Annotated in this window: 18 protein-coding genes; 13 read left to right on the forward strand and 5 right to left on the reverse strand. The window is 43.1% G+C overall.

Annotation, left to right across the window (positions count from 1 at the left end):
• Window positions 1-108: 108 nt before the first annotated feature.
• From ACFS6H_RS10205 to ACFS6H_RS10250, 10 genes are all read left to right on the forward strand, one after another.
• The gene (locus ACFS6H_RS10205; RefSeq protein ID WP_386097958.1) at window positions 109-1,800 is read left to right on the forward strand and encodes a DEAD/DEAH box helicase; all 1,692 of its coding nucleotides are present in this window, start codon (window positions 109-111) and stop codon (window positions 1,798-1,800) included.
• A gap of 196 nt (window positions 1,801-1,996) precedes the next feature.
• Window positions 1,997-2,827, forward strand: coding sequence for a prephenate dehydratase (locus ACFS6H_RS10210; RefSeq protein WP_386097960.1), 831 nt, complete (start codon window positions 1,997-1,999; stop codon window positions 2,825-2,827).
• Window positions 2,828-2,995: 168 nt separating this feature from the next.
• Window positions 2,996-4,192, forward strand: a complete 1,197-nt coding sequence (locus tag ACFS6H_RS10215) for a pyridoxal phosphate-dependent aminotransferase (protein WP_386097962.1) — start codon at window positions 2,996-2,998, stop codon at window positions 4,190-4,192.
• A complete protein-coding gene (locus ACFS6H_RS10220; RefSeq protein WP_386097964.1) occupies window positions 4,189-5,043 on the forward strand; it encodes a prephenate dehydrogenase in 855 nt (284 codons plus the stop codon). The genes ACFS6H_RS10215 and ACFS6H_RS10220 overlap by 4 nt, the downstream gene beginning before the upstream one ends.
• 34 nt (window positions 5,044-5,077) lie before the next feature.
• The gene (locus ACFS6H_RS10225) at window positions 5,078-6,166 is read left to right on the forward strand and encodes a chorismate mutase (protein ID WP_386097966.1); all 1,089 of its coding nucleotides are present in this window, start codon (window positions 5,078-5,080) and stop codon (window positions 6,164-6,166) included.
• A 204-nt stretch (window positions 6,167-6,370) separates the two neighbouring features.
• On the forward strand, window positions 6,371-7,414 hold the full coding sequence (gene aroB, locus ACFS6H_RS10230; RefSeq protein WP_386097968.1) for a 3-dehydroquinate synthase: 1,044 nt from the start codon (window positions 6,371-6,373) through the stop codon (window positions 7,412-7,414).
• Between the two features lie 24 nt (window positions 7,415-7,438).
• Window positions 7,439-8,758 (forward strand): 3-phosphoshikimate 1-carboxyvinyltransferase, encoded by a 1,320-nt coding sequence (gene aroA / locus ACFS6H_RS10235; RefSeq protein ID WP_386097970.1) that lies wholly within the window; start codon window positions 7,439-7,441, stop codon window positions 8,756-8,758.
• 212 nt (window positions 8,759-8,970) lie between these two features.
• Window positions 8,971-9,966, forward strand: a complete 996-nt coding sequence (locus ACFS6H_RS10240) for a chorismate synthase (RefSeq protein WP_386097972.1) — start codon at window positions 8,971-8,973, stop codon at window positions 9,964-9,966.
• Window positions 9,967-10,063: 97 nt separating this feature from the next.
• Window positions 10,064-10,366: a DUF952 domain-containing protein gene (locus tag ACFS6H_RS10245; RefSeq protein WP_386097974.1), complete on the forward strand. Its 303-nt coding sequence runs from the start codon at window positions 10,064-10,066 to the stop codon at window positions 10,364-10,366.
• A gap of 45 nt (window positions 10,367-10,411) precedes the next feature.
• A complete protein-coding gene (locus ACFS6H_RS10250) occupies window positions 10,412-10,714 on the forward strand; it encodes a thiamine-binding protein (RefSeq protein ID WP_386097976.1) in 303 nt (100 codons plus the stop codon).
• A 2-nt stretch (window positions 10,715-10,716) separates the two neighbouring features.
• Here ACFS6H_RS10250 and ACFS6H_RS10255 read toward each other — a convergent pair whose 3' ends face one another.
• Entirely contained in the window at window positions 10,717-11,283 is a 567-nt protein-coding gene (locus ACFS6H_RS10255) for a M15 family metallopeptidase (RefSeq protein WP_386103571.1), read from the reverse strand.
• Window positions 11,284-11,571: 288 nt separating this feature from the next.
• On the opposite strand from ACFS6H_RS10255, the gene ACFS6H_RS10260 reads away from it, so the two are divergent.
• The gene (locus ACFS6H_RS10260) at window positions 11,572-13,263 is read left to right on the forward strand and encodes a L,D-transpeptidase family protein (protein ID WP_386097978.1); all 1,692 of its coding nucleotides are present in this window, start codon (window positions 11,572-11,574) and stop codon (window positions 13,261-13,263) included.
• 105 nt (window positions 13,264-13,368) lie between these two features.
• The gene (locus tag ACFS6H_RS10265; RefSeq protein ID WP_386097980.1) at window positions 13,369-14,706 is read left to right on the forward strand and encodes an OmpA family protein; all 1,338 of its coding nucleotides are present in this window, start codon (window positions 13,369-13,371) and stop codon (window positions 14,704-14,706) included.
• A 168-nt stretch (window positions 14,707-14,874) separates the two neighbouring features.
• Here ACFS6H_RS10265 and ACFS6H_RS10270 read toward each other — a convergent pair whose 3' ends face one another.
• The 3 genes from ACFS6H_RS10270 to ACFS6H_RS10280 all read right to left on the reverse strand — a co-directional run bounded on the left by ACFS6H_RS10270 (window position 14,875) and on the right by ACFS6H_RS10280 (window position 18,129).
• Window positions 14,875-16,410: a magnesium chelatase gene (locus ACFS6H_RS10270; protein ID WP_386097982.1), complete on the reverse strand. Its 1,536-nt coding sequence runs from the start codon at window positions 16,408-16,410 to the stop codon at window positions 14,875-14,877.
• 142 nt (window positions 16,411-16,552) lie between these two features.
• Entirely contained in the window at window positions 16,553-17,650 is a 1,098-nt protein-coding gene (locus tag ACFS6H_RS10275; protein ID WP_386097984.1) for a vWA domain-containing protein, read from the reverse strand.
• Window positions 17,651-17,808: 158 nt separating this feature from the next.
• Window positions 17,809-18,129: an RNA recognition motif domain-containing protein gene (locus ACFS6H_RS10280; RefSeq protein ID WP_386097986.1), complete on the reverse strand. Its 321-nt coding sequence runs from the start codon at window positions 18,127-18,129 to the stop codon at window positions 17,809-17,811.
• A gap of 252 nt (window positions 18,130-18,381) precedes the next feature.
• On the opposite strand from ACFS6H_RS10280, the gene ACFS6H_RS10285 reads away from it, so the two are divergent.
• Window positions 18,382-19,851 (forward strand): redoxin domain-containing protein, encoded by a 1,470-nt coding sequence (locus ACFS6H_RS10285; protein ID WP_386097988.1) that lies wholly within the window; start codon window positions 18,382-18,384, stop codon window positions 19,849-19,851.
• A gap of 70 nt (window positions 19,852-19,921) precedes the next feature.
• Here the strand turns inward: ACFS6H_RS10285 and ACFS6H_RS10290 are convergent, their stop codons facing one another.
• Window positions 19,922-21,505: a M20/M25/M40 family metallo-hydrolase gene (locus ACFS6H_RS10290; protein WP_386097990.1), complete on the reverse strand. Its 1,584-nt coding sequence runs from the start codon at window positions 21,503-21,505 to the stop codon at window positions 19,922-19,924.
• Window positions 21,506-21,594: the final 89 nt, after the last annotated feature.

A 21,594-nucleotide genomic window follows, 5' to 3' on the forward strand; every position in this document is an offset into this window, starting at 1 on the left:
TCCTTAATTCTTAATTCATTATCCCCTATACGGCCGCCGTGGTAAAATAAAACCCCAAACCCCCTTAAATTAGTTTACCTTTGCGCCTTCAATTAATAAAATAGATCTGTGACTACATTTGAATCATTAGGTGTTCAGGACGGGCTACTTGAGTCCATCAGTGCACTGGGTTTTGTACAACCCACCCCCATACAGGAACAAGCTATACCTGTATTATTACAAGGAACAAAAGATTTTATAGGATTAGCACAAACCGGAACTGGTAAAACGGCCGCTTTTGGTTTGCCTGTATTACAATTATTAGACGCTGCGGAGCGTCACCCCCAGGCATTGATCATTTGCCCTACCCGCGAACTTTGTTTGCAGATAGCCAATGACTTAGATGCTTTTAAGAAGAAAACAAAAGGTATTCATGTAACAGCCGTTTATGGTGGTGCTTCTATCGGCGAACAAATTCGTGAATTAAAACGAGGTACCCATATTGTAGTGGCTACTCCCGGCCGCTTAATTGACCTTATTGAACGTAAGGCCATTAACCTGGAAAAAATACATTACGTAATATTAGATGAGGCCGATGAAATGCTGAACATGGGCTTTAAAGATGATATTGAGTTTATTTTACAAAACACCCCCAACCGTCAGAGCATCTGGTTATTCAGTGCTACCATGCCACAGGAAATACGTAAGGTGAGCAAGCGGTATATGAACCAACCTTTCGAGGTTACGGTGGGTAAGGTGAATTCGGGCAATGCCAATATCGATCACCAGTATTACTCTACCCAACATATCAACCGCTACGAAACTTTAAAACGTATCATTGACTTTAACCCCGGTATATATGGTATCATATTTACCCGTACCAAAGCCGACGCACAGGAAATTACCGAACGCCTGATACGTGAAGGGTATGATATAGAGGCTTTACACGGCGACCTTACCCAGGCACAGCGTGATAAAGTAATGGGACGTTTCCGCGAAAAAAGCATCCAGTTACTGATTGCTACCGATGTGGCCGCCCGTGGTATTGACGTGCAAGGTATTACACACGTGATCAATTACGAGTTACCGGATGATACCGAAGTATACACACACCGTAGCGGCCGTACCGGTCGTGCCGGTCGTGACGGGGTATCACTGTCGATTGTTACACCACGTGAATTGTACCGTTTACGCCAGATTGAAAAAATTGTCAATACACGTTTTTCCAAAATGGATATTCCCAGTGGAAAAGATGTTTGCCGTAAACAGTTTTTCCATTTCACCGATAAGTTGTTATCAGCCGATATTTCCAGCAATGAGTACGAGGCTTATATACCTGCTTTACAGGAAAAGTTTGCCGAGGTTACCAAGGAAGAAATTTTACAGCGTGTAGCCGCATTGGAGTTTGACCGCTTTTTGAAATACTATGAAAACGCGACCGACTTAAATGTACGGGAGGACAAACGTGATCGTGGAAGCCGTGAGCTGGATCGCAGAGGACAGGGTGATGCAGGACGTAGTGCTGCTGGTGCCGGAAGAAGGAACAGTGGCGGCGCTTACCAACGGTTGTTTGTTAACTTGGGTACCAAAGATGGTTTTTATAAAGCCAGCTTTTTACAATTCATTTTAGATATGAGCGATTTGCGTAAAGATGCGTTAGGCCGTATTGATATGAAAGAGATGAATAGCTGGGTGGAAGTAGAAGCCGGTCCTTCTGCCAACAAGATGATCAAGGCGCTGGATGGTAAAAATTTCAAAGGCCGTAAGATCAGGATGAACGATGCTGACAGCGGTGGCGGCCGTAGAAGAACGCGAGAATAAATTTTTTTCTTTCATTTAGATGATTATATTTGTTGCGCAATGACAGCAAACAATACATTCTTTGGTTTTAGTTTTTATTACTTCTTCTTTTTTAGAACGAGGGCCGGGAATGTTTTGTACTAAGTTTAGTAAATAAATAAACGAATAAATACAAGAGTCCCGGCGAATAAAGCCGGGACTTTTTTTTTGAATGTATATGGCAACAAGAGTATCGATACAAGGTTATGAAGGCAGTTTTCACCAGGTGGCTGCCCGCGTGTTTTTTGGTAAGGAAGTAGAGGTATTGCCCTGTGCCACCTTTCGCGAGTCGGTAAGCCTGGCTGGTAATAAAAAGGAAAGCGATGGCGGGGTAATGGCTATTGAGAACTCGATTGCCGGCAGCATTTTACCTAACTACAACCTTCTGCTTAAATCGGACCTGCAAGTGGTTGGAGAAGTGTACTTACAAATAAAACAAAACCTGCTGGTGAACCGTGGTGTACAACTGGAAGATATTAAAGAAGTACACTCACACACCATGGCCCTGCAACAGTGTTACGGCTTTTTGGATAATTATAAATGGAAGCTGGTGGAAACCGATGATACGGCTTTAAGCGCTAAACATATTCACCAGCATAAAAGCAAATCCATTGCCGCTATTGCCAGCAAACTGGCGGCCGAGTTATACGACCTGGACGTGATAGCGCCGAATATTCATACCCTGAAAAATAACTATACCCGGTTTTTAATATTACAACGTGCCGATATAGCCCAGCCGGTGGAAGAAGCCAATAAGGCATCGGTATATTTTCATACCGATAACTCGAAAGGCAGCCTGTCCAAAGTGCTGAATAAAATTGCGGACATGGATCTTAACCTGAGCAAGCTGCAGAGCTTTCCCATACCCGGTACAGATTTTAAATACAGCTTTCATGCGGATATGGAGTTTGCCCATGTAGATATCTTGTATAAGGTAATGGAAGCCATTAAACCGTTAACAGAGCATGTGAAAGTGTATGGGGTGTATAAGAAAGGAGTATGGAAATAATTTGGTAATTAGATGATTTGAAAATTTGGCAATGAGGAGTCTTGATATTACTAAGACACTTGCATAATGCTGAATAAAATTGTTGCAGTTGAAGAGTGCGACGCAACAGAAGCTGATAGTAGTACTGCCGCTGATAACAAAAGAAAAAATATTTGTAATAATAAGAAGATGCAAACAGCAAAAAGATTAGAAGGGATTGGGGAATATTATTTCTCGAAAAAATTAAGGGAGATAGACGGACTGAACAAAGCAGGTAAAAATATTATTAACCTGGGCATTGGCAGTCCCGATCTGCCGCCGCACCCCGATGTGGTGAAAGTGTTGCAGGATGAGAGTTTGAAAGCAAATGTACACGGTTACCAGTCCTATAAAGGATCGCCGGTATTGCGTAATGCCATGTGCAGCTGGTATAAAAAATGGTATGGTGTTTCACTGGATGCAGATACGGAGGTATTGCCTTTGATCGGTAGTAAGGAAGGTATTATGCATATCTGTATGACCTATTTTGAAGCCGGCGTAAAAGTATTGGTGCCCAACCCGGGATACCCTACTTACTCCAGCGCTGTAAAATTATCAGGCGCAGAGCCGGTGTACTATACATTGCTGGAACAAAATAATTATGAGCCCGATTTTGATGCCATAGAAAAATTATTGCTGGAAGCAGATAATAGTAACACCAAAGTGTACAGGGCCATTTTTGTGAATTACCCGCAAATGCCAACGGGACAACAGGCATCCATAGCCCTGTTTGAAAAGCTGGTGGCTTTTGCTGTAAAACACCAGTTGCTCATTATTCATGATAACCCTTATAGTTTTATACTGAATGATAACCCCATCAGTATTTTAAGTGTGGAAGGTGCAAAAGCTGTTACACTGGAGCTGAACTCCTTAAGTAAAAGTCATAATATGGCAGGCTGGCGGGTAGGTATGTTATGTGGCAGCAAAGAACGTATTGACGAGGTACTGCGTTTTAAAAGTAATATGGACAGCGGTATGTACCTGCCCTTACAACTGGCGGCAGCCAAAGCATTGAGCCTTGAGCAGGAATGGTACGATGGCGTAAATAAAATTTATGCTGAAAGAAGGGCCAAGGCTGAAGAGTTGTTGCAGCTGATCGGCTGTACCATTGCCCCCAACCAGGCAGGTATGTTTATCTGGGCCAAACCTAAAAATGTTTCAGCGAATGAGCATGAACTGGGTAACGGCGGTTATGTGACCGACCAGGTTTTATACAATGCCAATGTGTTCATTACACCGGGTGGCATTTTTGGATCGGCAGGGAATGATTTTATAAGAGTAAGCCTTTGCTCGCCTGTGGAAAAACTGGAGGAGGCTATTAACAGGATTAAACAAACCATAGTATGATAGGCCAGAGGAAGAAAATAGCGATAGTAGGTGTGGGCCTTATGGGCGGCTCGCTGGCCCTGCAGTTGCACGAAAAAAAATTATCATCAAAGCTTATTGGTGTGGACGCCAATGAAGCGCATGCCCGTAAAGCGGTTGAACTGGAGCTGGTGGATGAAAGTTTACCACTGGATGAGGCGATACAGGAAGCGGAAGTAATTATTTTATCGATACCGGTTGACAAGATGGTGAGCTTTTTACCGGAAGTGCTGAATAAGATAACCACCCAGATAGTAGTGGATTTAGGATCAACCAAGTCGCAGTTGATTGCGGCCGTACAAAACCATCCCAAAAGGGGGAGATATGTAGCCACGCATCCCATGTGGGGTACCGAATACAGCGGTCCACAGGCAGCGGTGCGTGGCGCCTATGCCGATAAAGCCGTGATTATCTGTAACCCGGAAGCATCTGACCCGGATGCACTGGCCTGGGTAAAAAATATGTATACCAAAATCGGTATGCGCCTGCTGGAAATGGAAGCCTATGCGCACGATGTGCATGCGGCCTATGTAAGTCATATTTCGCATATCACTTCATTTGCCCTGGCCAATACGGTATTGGAAAAAGAGAAAGAGGATAACGCCATATTTGAACTGGCTTCCGCGGGTTTTGAAAGTACGGTGAGGCTGGCAAAAAGCAGCCCGGCCATGTGGACGCCCATCTTCCTGCAAAACAGGGATAATATCCTGGATGTATTGACCGAACATATAGCCCAGCTGGAAAAGTTTAAACAATTAATTGTTGAGCAAAAAGACAATGATCTCAAAGACCTGATAGAACAGGCTAACCAGATAAAGAGGATTATAAAATAAATTACCAAACAAACAACTCCAAAAAACAAATACAATGCAAGCAGCAGCGCAATCAGCAAAACAAGCAGTACAGGATGCATGGGCCAAAAGGCCACTTATTATCAGTGGGCCCTGCAGTGCTGAAACGGAAGAACAATTAGTGAGCACCGCACAACGTTTAGCCGCCACAGGCAAGGTGAATATGTTACGTGCCGGTATCTGGAAACCACGTACCAAACCCGGTATGTTTGAAGGTATTGGTGCCAAAGGCCTGCCCTGGTTACAAAAAGCAAAAGAACTGACCGGCTTACCTACAGCTGTGGAAGTAGCAACTGCCAAACAGGTACAGGATGCCCTTACTTTTGATGTGGACGTATTGTGGATCGGCGCCCGTACCACCGTTAACCCTTTCAGCGTTCAGGAAGTAGCTGATGCATTACGCGGTGTAGATGTACCGGTATTGATTAAAAACCCCATTAATCCCGACCTGGAATTATGGAGCGGCGCTGTGGAGCGTGTAGCCCGTGCCGGTGTTAAACAAATTGGTTTGATACACCGTGGTTTCTCTTCTTATGGTAACAGCGAATACCGTAATGCACCCATGTGGCACCTGGCCATTGAAATGAAACGCCGTAACCTGGAGTTGCCTATCATTAATGACCCATCGCATATTTGCGGACGTCGCGATATTTTATTCAGCACCGCACAAAAAGCCATTGACCTTGACTTTGACGGCCTGATGATTGAAAGTCATATTGATCCCGATAATGCCTGGAGCGATGCCAAACAGCAGGTAACACCTGAGCGTTTAAAGGAAATGCTGGATGAGATCATCTGGAGAAAAGAAGATATTAATTCTGAAGAGTACCATGCTGCTTTGGAAACTTTACGCCAGCAGATCAACCACCTGGACGATGAGCTGATGCAGATACTGAGCCAGCGTATGAAAATTGCTGATAAAATTGGTGCATACAAAAAAGAAAACAATATTACCATTTTACAAACCAACCGCTGGAACGAAATACTGGAGCGTGTGGCTGATAATGGCGAAAAATTAGGATTAAGCCGCGAGTTTATTACCAAATACTTTGATGCGGTACACATGGAGAGTATCAATCACCAGAAGAAAGTAATGGACGCCTAGTTTTTAGGTAGCCGGCTGAAGTGCTGCTATGCCCCCGGCCCCAAAGGGGCGGTTGGTTGCGTCGCACACTGCATCGTCCGGTAATACTATTGTGCATTTACAACAGTATTACCGGTTGGGTGCTGATTATCCAGGCGGTAAATAATAATCTTTAATTTATGTTAGCTTTAGTCTTTTACTAAGGGTAACCAATAACCAGCAAACATGAGTAAAGCGGTAACCAGGCCATTAAAAGCGCAGAAGTTTACATTCAGCAATGCCACAGTACAATATTATTTCGCGGCAGGATTTGCAGCCTTGAAACATATTGTGGATATAAAACATACCGTTTTAATAACAGATGAACATATTTATGCCTTGCACGAAAAAAGATTCAAAGGCTGGAATACGATTGTATTAAAAGCCGGTGAAGAATTTAAAGTGCAGCAAACGGTGGATGCGGTGATTGATGAACTGATCAGCATGGAAGCCGACCGCAAGACAACTTTGGTAGGCGTTGGCGGTGGCGTAATTACTGATATCACCGGTTATGTGGCGGCAGTGTATATGCGTGGTATCAGGTTTGGTTTTGTACCCACTTCTTTACTGGCACTCGTTGATGCTTCTATCGGTGGTAAGAACGGTATTGATGTGGGCGTGTATAAAAACCTGGTGGGCATTATCCGTCAGCCCGATTTTTTACTGCACGATATGCAGTTCCTGAATACGCTGCCACAAGCGGAATGGGAAAACGGGTTTGCCGAAATTATTAAACATGCCTGTATAAAAGATGCGGCCATGTTTAAACAACTGGAGCAGCATTCGTTCCGTACCTATCAGGGTAAAAAGAAGGAAATATGTGCATTGGTACAAAGGAATGCGCTGATAAAAACCAAAGTGGTGCAACAGGATGAATTTGAAACGGGTGACAGGAAGCTGTTGAACTTTGGACATACGCTGGGGCATGCCCTGGAAAACCAGTATGAGTTATCACATGGCCAGGCTGTATCTATAGGTATGACCTATGCCTGTCATATTTCTGAACAGCTGACCGGCTTTAAACAGACAGAGAGGGTTGTGCAGTTATTGGAAAAATACAACCTGCCTACCTACGCCGAGTTTGATAAACAAAAAGCACTGGATGTGTTAAAGCACGATAAAAAACGGGAAAGAACCACTATGAACTATGTGCTGCTGGATAAGATTGGTAAAGGCGTAGTAAAAAATATTCCGCTGACCGATCTGCAGGAGATAATCATGGCCTTATAATCATTATAATCAGATTAAGTAAAGATGAAAGTAACGATACAACCTTCGGGGTTATCAGGAAATATACAGGCGGCAGCCTCAAAAAGCTCTATGCAAAGGGCCTGTGCAGCAGCATTGGTAGCGAAAGGGGAGAGTACTATTTATAACCCCGGGCATAGTAACGATGATAAAGCCGCCCTGGATATTATTAAAAGATTAGGTGCTGAGGTGAGTGAGCAGGGCGATACACTTGTTATTACCAGTAACGGTGTTAAACCGGTAGCACCGGAAATAAACTGCGGTGAATCGGGTTTAAGCATCAGGATGTTTACGCCACTGGTAGCACTGAGTAAGGAGAAGGTGACCATCACCGGTGAAGGCAGCCTGGTAACAAGGCCGATGAATTTCTTTGACGAAATATTACCTCAGTTGGCAGTAAACATCACCAGCAACGAAGGTAAATTGCCAATGGCCGTACAAGGTCCGCTGGTGCCTGCAAATATTGAAGTGGACGGATCATTGAGTTCACAGTTCCTGACCGGCTTGTTATTGGCTTATGCAGCTTCGGTACAACAAACCGGGGCTACGGTAAATGAAACTGTAACGATTACAGTAAATGACCTGAAAAGCAAACCTTATATTGATCTTACCCTCGATGTAATGCAGCAATTCGGCTTGCCGGTTCCGGAAAATAAAGATCACCGTGAATTTGTATTTAGCGGGCAGGAGCCTGTAACACAAACTGCTGCCCGTTCTTATACAGTGGAAGGTGACTGGAGCGGCGGCGCTTTTTTACTGGTAGCCGGCGCCATTGCAGGGCCGATTACCGTGAGAGGTTTAAGCCCCGTATCAACACAGGCCGATAAAGCCATCTTACAGGCTTTAATAGATTGTAACAGTGGTATTGCCATTGAAGCAAAACAGATAGTGATACATCCCGGAAAATTAAAGGCTTTTGCGTTTGATGCAACTGACTGCCCTGACCTGTTTCCTCCGTTAGTGGCCCTGGCAGCTTATTGCGAAGGTGAGACCACTATCAAAGGCGTAAGCCGTTTGGCACATAAAGAAAGTAATCGCGGTATTACTTTACAGCAGGAGTTTGGAAAAATGGGCATACAGGTTGAATTAAAAGATGACATAATGGTGATACATGGCGGCAAGGGATTAAAAGGAGTTGTTGTACATTCGCATCATGATCACCGTATTGCCATGGCCTGTGCGGTAGCGGCATTAAAAGCAAACGGGGAAACAATTATTGAAGAAGCCGATGCGATCAATAAATCTTATCCTGATTTTTATGAACACCTGCAACAACTTGGTGCAGTAGTGGATACTGGAGAGAAGAAAATTAAGTTTATTGAGTGAATAGTGAGTGGTGAATAGTGAATAGTGAATGAGTTGTTGGTAATGACTTGGATATTTGAGATTTTAGATTGAATAGTTTGGTATTGCAATATGCCGAATAGAATTACCGAACGATGCAGTGAGTGACACAACAGGCGATGATAGTATTAATGCAGCCGATAACAAAAATGCAAAAGCATTTTACCTTTTTACTTTTTAATTTTTACTTTTTTATGAACTCATTTGGCAGAATATTCCGGGTGCACATCTTTGGTGAATCGCATGGCGAATCGGTTGGTATGGTGATAGACGGATGCCCGGCCGGCCTGGCATTAAGTGCAGAAGACCTGTTGCCCGACCTGGAGCGTAGAAAAGGCGGTAAACAAAAAGGTACTACACCCCGGCAGGAAGCAGATTATCCTTTTTTTAAGAGCGGGTTGTTTAATGGTAAAACCACGGGAGCGCCTATTACTATTTTATTTGAAAATAATAATACCCGCAGCGGTGATTATGAAAAACAAAGAAGCTTTCCGCGTCCGGGTCATGCAGACTGGGTAGCGCACCAGAAATACGGTGGTAATGAAGATTTCAGGGGAGGCGGGCATTTCAGCGCCAGGTTAACAACGGGACTGGTGGCTGCCGGTGCTATTGCTAAAAAATTAATGAGTGCGGTAAATATACAGGCGGCTGTTACCGAGATAGGCGGCGAGACTGACCTGGAAAAAGGGTTACAAAAAGCCATTGATGCAAAAGATTCGGTAGGGGGTATTGTTACCTGTACGGTTGACGGATTACCTGTTGGATTAGGCGAGCCTTTCTTTGATTCGGTAGAATCGCAGATAGCACATATTGCCTTTGCTATACCCGCGGTAAAAGGCATTGAATTTGGAAGCGGCTTTGCGGCAGCAACCATGTATGGTTCACAACATAATGATGCTATTATTGACAATACAGGTAAAACGGCTACCAATCATGCCGGTGGTATTGTGGGCGGTATCACCAACGGTAATCAATTGGTGTATAGGCTTGCTATAAAACCTACAGCCTCCACTCCTAAAGAACAGTTCAGCCTGAACTGGGAAACCGGACAGCAGGAGAACTTCTCTATCAAAGGGCGGCACGATCTCTGCGTGGCCCTGCGGGCGCCGGTTATTGTAGAAGCGGCTACTGCAGTAGCATTAATTGACCTGATGTTATTACACCAGCAAATAAAACCGGTGGTAGGGTAGTGAACAATTACTATCCAAAAATGTTATTAAACTGGTTTGCGCTCTTTTGAACGTAAAATCATGATATCACATTGATTATTAAATAAAACGAATTGTAATGCCAATTATATATCATATTACTACTTTACCGGAATGGGACCAGGCCCGTGAAAACGGTGCTTACGAAGCTATTTCTTTAAAAGAAGAAGGGTTTATTCATTGCGCCCAGGAAAACCAGGTAGCCGGCGTGCTGGAAAGATATTTTAGTGGAAAAAAGGACCTGGTAAAACTGACCATTGATACTGATAAACTGACCAGTAACCTGGTGTACGATTGGTCACCCTCCACACAGGATACTTTCCCGCATATTTACGGTGCACTAAATCTAGATGCAGTGGTTACTACGGAACGCCTGAATTAAACAGGTTCAATCTAAGTCTTCATCCCCGGATTAATATTCATCATTATGCACCAGTACCTTGTCAACGCTTCCTTACAAATTGTTCCTATTGTACAGGATAAACATCCGTATTTATGGGTAGATGAAGCTATCGCTGTTATTACAGCATCGGGTATTAAATATGAAGTAGGGCCCTTTGCTACTGTTATTGAAGGTACCTATGATGAAGTGATGCAGGTGGTACACCAGGTGAATGAGTACCTGCAACAACACAATTGCAGTGAGTGGATATTGAATTTCCAGTTACAGTTAAGAAGTAATGCGGATATTACCGCTGCAGAAAAAACGGATAAATTCCTTAATAAATGATCTTAGTTTTTACGGCTTAGTTTTTTCAGTTCGGAAAAACTGAGATTTAATACATCGTATTGCCTGGTATTGGGAAAGCTATAATGCCACCATTCGGTCTCCAGGGCTTTAAAACCATATCGTTCCATCGTTGTTTTTAATAAGTTGCGGTTACGTAATACCTCTTCCGGTAAATGCTTAAAGGAGTGATGTGCCGTATCACTGAAATTATCAAAGTCGGTGCCCATGTTTAAAGCTTCACCGGATGATAGATTGATAATGGTAAGGTCAACGGCCAGGCCCCGGTTATGTCCGCTGCCTTTAGCCGGATTAGCCACATAACGTTCATCTTTTACCAGCTCCCAGAAATTAACGGTAACGGCATACGGCCGGTAGGCATCGAATACTTTCAGGCCCAACCCTTGTTTAGCTAAAACTTGTTGTACGCTATCCAGTGCCCTGGCAACAGGTAACCGTAAAAAGCTATAATTCACCTGCTGCGGGTACATTAACCGGTGCATGAAATTATGAGTGGTTGCATAACGCAGTTCATATTGTAAACCGGGAACAAACTGGTGTAATAATACCATGTTATGCAAGCTGTCCTGTTTAACCTGTTGCCGGTATTCGCTGCGCTTACTGACAACTTTTAGGGGAGTTTGCGCGTCAACAGTAAAATATAAAAAGCTGAATAAAACAACCGTAATATATTTGCAGTAACAAGCTTTATTATCTATTTTGTTAATGTTCATTTGCCTTAAAAGTAAATAAACTTGTGTAGATAACCGGCGATAATATGCAGGACTTTGCCACCAGTACAGGTGATGATTGTATGTTCCCGGCCGACGCTACTTATTGAAAAAATCACACATACCACCATGCTTTTATTCCGACGTATCCTCTTTACTGTGTTAGGTGTTAGTATTATAACATCGTTCTACAGTTGTGCAGATAATCCTCCTGCAAAAGATATTGCCGATACCCCCGAACAGTTACAGGAAAAAATACAGCAACATCTTTCCGGATGGATGGGCTCAGGTGAAAACAAATTGGCTGATAGTATCCTTATCGCAAATAAAGAATTATTGGCACTGGTGTATGACGCCAATGAGCACCAGCCTTTGTGGTCGAAAAATGGCAGGTGGCTTCCGGTTGCTGATTCACTGGCAAATTTTATAAATAAAGCCAGGTATTTTGCCTTGTTCCCGGAGGATTATTTTGATACACTGGTTGCCGGTAACCGCAGAAGGATCATGGCGGATAGTCTGGGTAAATCTGACAGCAGGGATGCCAATCTCTGGTTCACTACTGATGTACTGTTAACCAACGCAGTGATGCAGATGGTTACTGATTTAAAATTAGGCCGATTGCCTAATGATAGTATATCCCAGAGAAAAGATTCGGTACTGGCGCCGGCATTTTACCAGCAACAGCTTGCGGCCTTATTACAGATACAATCACCTGCAACCTGGGCTGCTGCATTGGAGCCGCAATTAAAAGCATACGCACAGTTAAAGAAAGGGTTGCACCATTTTTTGGAAACCGCCGAGTTTAAAAAATATACAAAAGTACCGGCCTCCGCCAAAGGGGCAGATTCTGCGCTGTTTTATACAAGGTTACAAACCCGTTTATACGAAGCTGGTTATCTTGCCGCGGATAGCGTAAAAGCGGATAGTATTACCCTGGTGGAGGGCATTAAAAAGTTTCAGAAAGAAGCAGGTCTGGCGATAGATGGTAAGGCCGGCGAGGTAACCATACGTATGCTGAACCTGCATGACCAGGAGAAATTTATGCGTATCGCCATCACAGCCGACCGGTATAAATTATTACCTGAAAAGCTCCCCGAACAATATATATGGGTTAATATTCCTTCCTTTAATTTACAGTTAATGGATAACGATACCCTGCGGCTGACATCAAAAGTGATTTGCGGCAAGCCTAAAACCCGTACCCCGGTGCTGACCAGCAAAATCACCAATATGATCACTTACCCGCAATGGACAGTACCCACCAGCATTATTGTAAAAGAAATATTGCCACAGTTAAAAAAGAACCCCGGTTACCTGGCAAAGAAAAATTTCAGCCTGATCGACGGGAAAGGGGATGAGGTAGATCCTTTTTCGGTTGACTGGTCAAAATACAGCAAGGGGATCCCTTACAGGGTGGTACAGGGCAGCGGGGATGCCAACTCCCTGGGTGTCTTAAAATTTAATTTTAATAATAAATACGCGGTTTATTTACATGATACCAACCAGCGTTACCTGTTTGGCCAGGCCTACCGGGCCATGAGCCATGGTTGCGTGCGGGTACAGGAATGGCGTGGTTTAATGAACCAGATACTGAACTGGGACAGCAGTTATGTACAACCAGCCAAAAACTTCACCCCGGTAGATTCAGTTACTAAATGGTTGAATAACAAAGAGAAAAAAGGTATTGCCGTCAGGAAACCAATTACAGTTTATATCCGCTATTTTACCTGTGAGGCTAATAAAGATGGCCGGATCGTATTTTACGATGATGTTTATGGTGAGGATAAATGGCTGAGAGAAAAATATTATGCGGGTAAATAGGTTTTTAAGGGACTCGGTACTAATACTTAATAATAAATTTATTTCCAGATGTTGGGCAGACCGATTATTTTTGCCCCGATTTTTAACACAAACATTAATTAGCTTATGAAGAAGATTTTAGCCATGTTTTTGGCAGTTTCTTGCTTGGCACAGTCTGTATTTGCGCAAGACGACGAGATCCGTCCGGCAGCAATCGGCATTAGTTTTATACTGAATGATTATACAACGCCACAAAGAATCCGCAATACCTCCCTATCAAAAGTATTCAGAGATAAGCAATGGGGCAAGTTGACTGATATGTCCCCCGGTGCCGCTATTTCTTATTTCAAAGGGCTGCATAAGTATATTGACTTTGCCGGTACCTTAGCCGGTAGTTTTACAAAGGATGCATTGAATCCTGATAAAGGTAACAGGAGTGATGGCTTCTTACTGGAAGTAGACGCTGCCGCCAACTTTAAAATGGTTTCAGAAAAATACTGGACACAACCTTATATCATTACAGGTGTGGGAGCAAGCATGTATAAAGGCAGCTATTTCGGCGCCTTCCTGAGCCCGGGTTTAGGCTGGAAAGTGAACTTCTTTGATGAAACCCATTTATTCATCACTTCCCAGTACCGTATTCCTGTAACTAAAGAAACATCTAACTACCACTTTTTCAACCAGATCGGTTTTGCACAACGTGTAGGTGAAAAGAAAGCGCCTAAAGTAATTGCGCCGCCACCGCCACCGGCTGATACTGATAAAGATGGTATTATTGATAGTTTGGACAAATGTCCTACTGTTCCGGGTTTAGCCAAATACGACGGTTGCCCTATTCCTGATACCGATAAAGACGGCATTAATGACGAAGAAGACAAATGCCCCACTGTACCGGGTTTAGCTAAATACAATGGTTGCCCTATTCCTGATACGGATAAAGATGGTATCAATGATGAGGAAGATAAATGTCCTACTGTACCAGGTTTAGCCCGTTATGCAGGTTGTCCTATTCCTGATACTGACAAGGATGGTATCAACGATGAGGAAGATAAATGTCCTACTGTTCCGGGTGTAAGAGAAAACCTTGGTTGCCCTGTGATCAAAGAGGAAGTAGTTAAGAAAATTAACTATGCTGCACAAAACATTTATTTCGCAACCGGTAAATACACTTTATTAGCTAAATCGAACAAAGGTTTAAATGATGTGGCTGAGATCTTAAAAGCTGAGCCTGAATTAAAACTGGCTATCGATGGTCATACCGATAATACCGGTAAAGCTGATAAAAACCAGATCTTAAGTGATAACCGTGCCAATGCAGTGAAACAATACCTGATCAGCAAAGGTGTAAGTGAAGCACAATTAACTGCTGCAGGTCATGGCCAGGACCAACCCGTAGCAGATAATAAAACTGCTGCCGGTCGTCAGAAAAACCGCCGTGTAGAATTAAAACTCAGCTACTATTAATCAATAGTAACAACCGATACTAAAAAGCCCGTCATACTTGTATGGCGGGCTTTTTTATTAAAACAAACAAAAAAAATAACAATTGACAGTTAACAGTTGACAATGGACAATTGACGATCAATGAAACGGAATTTATAACTCATAATTCCTCATTCATCATTCTCAGTCTCAATTATCAAAATTCTGTTCTTCTTCCTCCTCGTCTTCATCACCCACGTTCAGATTCATCATACTGCCAAACAGGTCTTTAAACTCGATATCGCTTTCAAATATTTTTTTACTGATCAGGGAATGGGCGGCAAGGCCATGTAATACAAACTCCATCAACAGTCCGGTTTGTGATTCATTGGCCTGTGCATAATACTTTTTAACCAATGCATGTAAACCATCCACCTGGTACAACTGGATCAGCTTGTCCTTGTCGGTGGTGCTGAAGCTGATGTTTAACTGGTTGCCTTTATCAAACCAGCCGGTTATTGCTTTGTATGGGTTATCCTCGGCTCTTGCCTGTTGTGAAGGCTTGCCGGTATTACGGCGTTTCTTCAAAGCATCAGGGTTGGGGAAATATAAAGCGAACTGTGTACGGATCGATCGCTCCAGCAGGTTCATCGCAACCTGGTAAGGACCTTCCTGTTCTCCTTCATATACCAGCTCAACTTTACCGGTGATAGAAGGGATGATGCCGGCCAGGTCCGATATCCAGACCTGCGTTTGTTTTTCGTGGTTAATAATAGCACGGCGTTCAGCAGCACTTACTGCATTTTCAAAAGCGGAAATAGTTAAACGGGCGCTTACACCGCTTTTCTTATCCACCAGCTCACTGTTACGGGCTTCAAACGCAACCTGTTCTACCAGGCGTTTTACCAGGTCGCTGATATTTACCAGGCCTTTTTGTTCTTCGTTAATATCGGCTTCCTGTTCGGTTATCTCTAAGGCCTGCTCAATGCTTTTAGGGTAGTGCGTTAGTATCTGGCTTTCTATACGGTCTTTTAAAGGTGTTACTATAGAACCACGGTTGGTATAATCCTCGGGGTTAGCAGTGAACACAAACAATATGTCGAGCGGTAAACGCAGTTTAAAACCGCGGATCTGTATATCACCTTCTTCCAGTATATTGAATAAAGCTACCTGTATTCTTGCCTGCAGGTCGGGTAATTCGTTAATAACAAATATGCCTCGATTGCTCCGGGGAATAATACCATAATGGATCACCCGCTCATCCGCAAAACTCAGTTTTAAATTGGCTGCTTTTATCGGGTCAATATCACCTATAAGGTCGGCCACACTTACATCGGGTGTTGCCAGTTTTTCACCATAACGTTGCGAACGGTGTATCCATTCAATAGGTGTATCATCACCTTTTTCGCTGATCAGTTGTGTAGCATAAGCCGAAATAGGATTTAACGGGTCATCGTTAATATCACTGCCCGGGATTACCGGCACCCACTCATCCAGCAGGTTGATCATCTGGCGGGCCATACGGGTTTTAGCCTGGCCACGTAAGCCTAAAAATAAAATATTGTGTTTGCTTAATAAAGAACGTTCTACTTCGGGTATAACCGTGTCTTCATAACCCACAATGCCGGAAAAACTGCTGTCGCCTTCTTTTAATTTTTGAATAAGATTTTGTCTTACTTCTTCTTTAATGCTTTTGGGTTGATACCCTGATTGTTTTAACTGTCCTAATGTTGTTATATGCTTCATGCTTTGTATTGGTTCATAATTTAGTATATAGTATTCAGTATTTAGTATTTAGTATTTAGAACTGATAACACAAACTCAACTCTGAAATCTCAATTCTCAAACCTGAATTCTAAAATCTACAGTCTGATATCTGATATCTTTTTCAAAACACCGTCTTGCTCTTCCCGCTTTCAAAATCTTTAAATATAAATGCCCCCAGCTTATCCAGTGAAGCAAAAAATGCTTTCCCGTGGTTCATGTCCGTAAACTCTTTTACAAATTGCTGCAGGTAAGGGTCAGTAGCGATCATGAAAGTAGTGATCGGTATTTTTAGTTTCTTACATTGGGCTGCCAGGTTCATGCAACGGTTGATCACTTTACGGTCCAGGCCAAAACTGTTTTTATAGTATCGCTTGCCGATCTTTAAACAGGTGGGTTTACCATCGGTGATCATAAAGATCTGTTTATTGGGATTTTTGCGCCGGCGTAAAATATCCATGGCCAGTTCCAGCCCGGCAACGGTATTGGTATGATAAGGACCTACCTGTAAATAGGGAAGGTCTTTCACCTCGATAGGCCAGGCATCATTGCCAAAAACAACAATATCCAATGTGTCTTTCGGGTATTTTGTTTTAATGAGTTCGCTCAAAGCCATGGCCACTTTTTTGGCAGGGGTGATACGGTCTTCGCCATACAAGATCATGGAATGGGAAATATCGATCATCAGTACGGTAGAGGTCTGTGCTTTATAATCGGTTTCTCTTATGGCCAGGTCATCTTCCTGCATGCGAAAACTTTCCACGCCGTGGTTTATCTGTGCATTACGGATACTCTCGGTGAAATCAATTTGTTCCAGCATATCACCGAACTGGAACTGCCGGGTATCGGAATTGCTTTCATCGCCTTGCCCGGGCTTAAAACTTTTATGATCACCCTGTTTATTTTTTTTCAGCTTGCCGAATACTTCTTCCAGGCTTTGCTTACGAATGCCCTGTTCGGTCTTTGGGGTGATCTTTATCTCCCCTCTTTGATTGTCATCAGTGATATAGCCTTTTTCCTTCAGGTCGTCAATAAAATCACCCATGCCGTACTCGTCATCGGTAAGTTTATATTGTTTGTCCAGTTCATTTAGCCATTGCAGTGTTTCGCCTACATCACCGCTGGTATAGGTGAGTAATTGCATAAACAGGTTCAACAACTGGTCAAACTTTGTTTTACCTTCAGTATCAGGGTTGTATTTTGAAAAATGAAATCCTCTCATGTTGTACTCTCCCACACTTATTTTATAGCAAATTAGCAAATTAAAGTGTGCAATACATAACAATATAAAAGGCGGATTGTTGGGCAAAAAAAATGCCGGTCAATATTGCATAGGGAATATTGACCGGCTAAGAGAAAAGTATGTTGAATATGTATCTTTTAAAAACGTCTGCGGTTGAAATTACCACGGTTGTTATTATAGCCGCCACCGCCGCCACTGTTACCACCACCGCCGCCTGGTTTATCATCGGCAGCTTTAACAACCATAGGTTTTTTACCTAAGGAGATATTATTTAAGTTTTCAATAGCGTCTTTAGCTTCCACTTCATTTGGCATTTCAACAAAGCCAAATCCTTTGCTTTTACCGGTATCACGGTCCATCACCACTTTTGCTGAGGCAATAGTCCCAAACTTTTCAAAAATTTCTTCCAACTCGGCATCGTCTAGATCGTACGGTAAACCTGCAACAAATATTTTCATTATTATTGGTATTTAGGGCAAAAGTAAGGCAAGTTAACATGACATGTATTGATTTGTTTAAAATAAATTCATCCTTTTTTTTAAACGGTATACCGGGTTAAAAGCGGGTTTAAGGGCTTAAGGCTGAAAAAGGTTGTTTTTTTGCTACACTACAATAAAATACAGGAATATTTTACCGGTAAACGGGGATAAATTGCGGTCTTAACCCCGGTTTGGCACTGGCTGACCGACTAAAATAAACAGCATAAATAAATGAGGAGTGTAACGGTATTTTTTATCCTTTTAATGACATTGGGCGTAATGGCCCAACCGGCAAAGAACGAAAAGGCAGAAGCTTATAACAAAATAATCCAAACAGGTACCGCGACAGAAAAAACGGCCTTAATGCATGAGCTGTTACAGGGATTGAAAACGGCAAAAACAGAGGAGCCGTACAGTACTGCGATCAACCTGCTGCAGAGACTGGGTTTTAAAAACCAGGCTGATTCGGTATTAAAAAAAGCAGAAAAACGTTTCCCGAAGGGTGCGCTGGCCCGTACGTCCTTTGTTAATGAAAGGTTTTATAAGGCGGAAACAACGGTTGCCAAAGAAAAAATTTACCGGCAGATCCTTCAAAAATGGCCGGTAAAAAACTTTCCCGGCAGCGAAATCACCTATGATTATATGAGCGGTAGCCTGGCAACGGATTTTGCCAAAGAGGGTAATACCGAAAAAGCCATCTACTACTTGCATAACCTTAACGAAAGGTTCTGGCGGGGCAATGGTTATATTCCGGTGGGTAAACTGGTGCTGGAAGCAGGCGATACGGCAACAGCAGCTGCTTTATTTAAAACAGCCCTGGAAGATGCGCAGTATTATGCAACCTTACCTGAGGATCAAAAAGATAATAAGGCCCGGTTTGCCGCTATGGGGTACCCGGGAGCGGTGAGTGCTTATGTGGATATATTGGTAGGCCAGGGAAATTATAAGGAGGCACTGGATTATATTGAACAGGGAATGAAACTGGCCCCTGAATTAAATGATGGCTTTTTAGTAAGCTATTATAAATCACTGGCCGGCCTGCAGCGAAACCTGGAAGCCTATAATGAACTGTCTAAAATTTATAAAAAAGGGAATTTTGAGTACGAAGCCAGCCTGAAGGACCTGTATGTAAAGCTAAACGGTTCGGAAACCGGTTTTGACCGGCATATTGCATCGCTGAAACAGGCGCTTTTAGGTGATATCAGAACGCATATTAAGGGGATAGAAACAGACAGGGCAGCACCCGGGTTTAAACTGGTAAATATGGAAGGAGTGGCTGTTTCTTTAGCGGATTTAAAAGGTAAGGTAGTTGTTGTTGATTTTTGGGCTACCTGGTGCCAGCCATGTATCCGATCCTTCCCGGGAATGAAAGCTTCGCAGGAAATGTATGCGCATGACAAGGACGTACAGTTCTTGTTTATCGACACCTGGGAAAAGGTGGATGATTACAAGGAAAAAGTGGCCGCCTTTATTAAAAAGAACAATTATCCTTTTGAAGTATTGTTTGATGATGCGGCAACAGCCGGAACCAATCCTACACTGGCCGACCAGTTCCTGGTAAAAGGCATTCCGGCTAAATTTATTATTGATAAAGAGGGCAGTATCCGTTATGCATTAATGGGCTCATCCTCTAATGTAGAATATATTAAAATGGAGATGAAAGAAATGATTGAAGCTGCAAGGTTACCCCGGAAAAAGTAACAGGCTGTAACCAGGCATAAAAAAACATCGCTTTTTGGGCGATGTTTTTTTTATGGGGTCCAAAATATGTTTAATCCTGGCCGCCTTTCCTGTTGGGCGATCTTGGCTCAGGCCATTTACCGGGAGCGCCTGACCTGTCAGCGGGTATAACCACCGGTTCCCTGGATGCTTTTGCAGGATCTTCGCTGGCCATATAGGCTAAAATAGCGGTAAGGATGGCATTGTTCTGCACATCATCAAAAACGATCTTGTCATAAGTATCTTTATTAGTATGCCAGGTATAGGTACCATAAGACCAACTGTTAGAGCTTAGGGAAAATGCAGGTACGCCAGCGGCTACAAAGGAGGCGTAATCGGAACCACCTGAGCCAGGGCGACCAGGGAAGCTGGTTTCAATATGCTGGGTAATGCTTCTTGGAACTGCCGATAACCAGCGGCCAATATAATCGTAAGAATGTAAAAAGCCCTGGCCCTGGATATTTACTACCCGGCCTGTACCATTATCCTGGTTAAATACGGCCTGGATATTTTTTACAATTGCGGGATTATCTTCCACAAAAGCTCTTGAACCGTTCAAACCTTGTTCCTCGCTGCCCCAGAGACCTACCAAAATAGTACGTTTAGGGTTGGGATAAAATTTCTTTAATAAACGTAATGCTTCCATCATTACCAGGGTACCTGTACCATTGTCTGTAGCACCGCTGGCACCATCCCAAGAATCAAAGTGAGCAGATAATACCACGTATTCGTCGGGTTTTTCGCTGCCTTTGATCTCGGCCATTACATTAAAAGTTGGCACTACGCCTAATTCTTTTGAATCGGCCCTTAAACTTAATTTAGGCTTTTGTCCCGATTCGGTTAAACGGTATACCAGGCCGTAATCTTCTAAAGAAAGATCAATAGTCGGGATTTTTTTAGCCTGGGCGCCAAAGATCTTGTTGGAACCAAATGCTCTTGACCAGTAGGAGCTGAATATAGCGGCTGCACCTGCTTTTTCCAGCGCATTGGCCAGGGCTACTGCGGACAGGCCGGTGTTTTTAATTCTTTTATTCCAGGCGTCTGTTAAAGTATTACGCTCTGCTTTCATTTTTTCAATAGACTCTTTTGTACCAAACTCATCCCAGTTATAATCGGGGCGGCCGGTAGGCTGAGGCATGGAGATAAGCACAAACTTACCTTTTACCGATGGCAGCCATTTGGCAAAAGCCAGGGAATCTGTTACCTCCGGTATGATCACGGTTTCGGCAGTAACCGTTTTGCCGCCTGTATTACCGCTCCACGCTAGCTGCATGCCTTCCAGGCTTCTTACACGAGGGCTTACCATATCAATATGTGTAATGCCACGTTCCCAGCCACGCCAGGTACCCCAGTTTTCAATACGGGCATTAATACCCCAGCTTGCAAAGGTTTTTACTGCCCAATCGGCAGCGGTTTTCATTTGTGGTGTACCAACAAGACGCGGGCCGATGCCGTCCAGTAATTCATGACCTAAATTTTTAAGCTGAGAATTATTAGTACCCTCGGCAATGATTTTTTTAATAAGCGTAGTGTCGGGCTTTTGTGCCATAGCGGGCAGCATTACCAATGCCATACCGGTGGCTGCTACTGTTGATAAAACAGTCTGTCTTAACCTGTAAATATTGTTCTTTTTCATGGCCACTAATTTAGCTAAACATTTTGAAAACTTTAATATGATACCGGAGATTTATGAGTTATGAATGATGAATGAAGAATTTTGCTCTC

Source organism: Terrimonas rubra, from assembly GCF_042686025.1.
Lineage (GTDB): Bacteria > Bacteroidota > Bacteroidia > Chitinophagales > Chitinophagaceae > Terrimonas > Terrimonas rubra.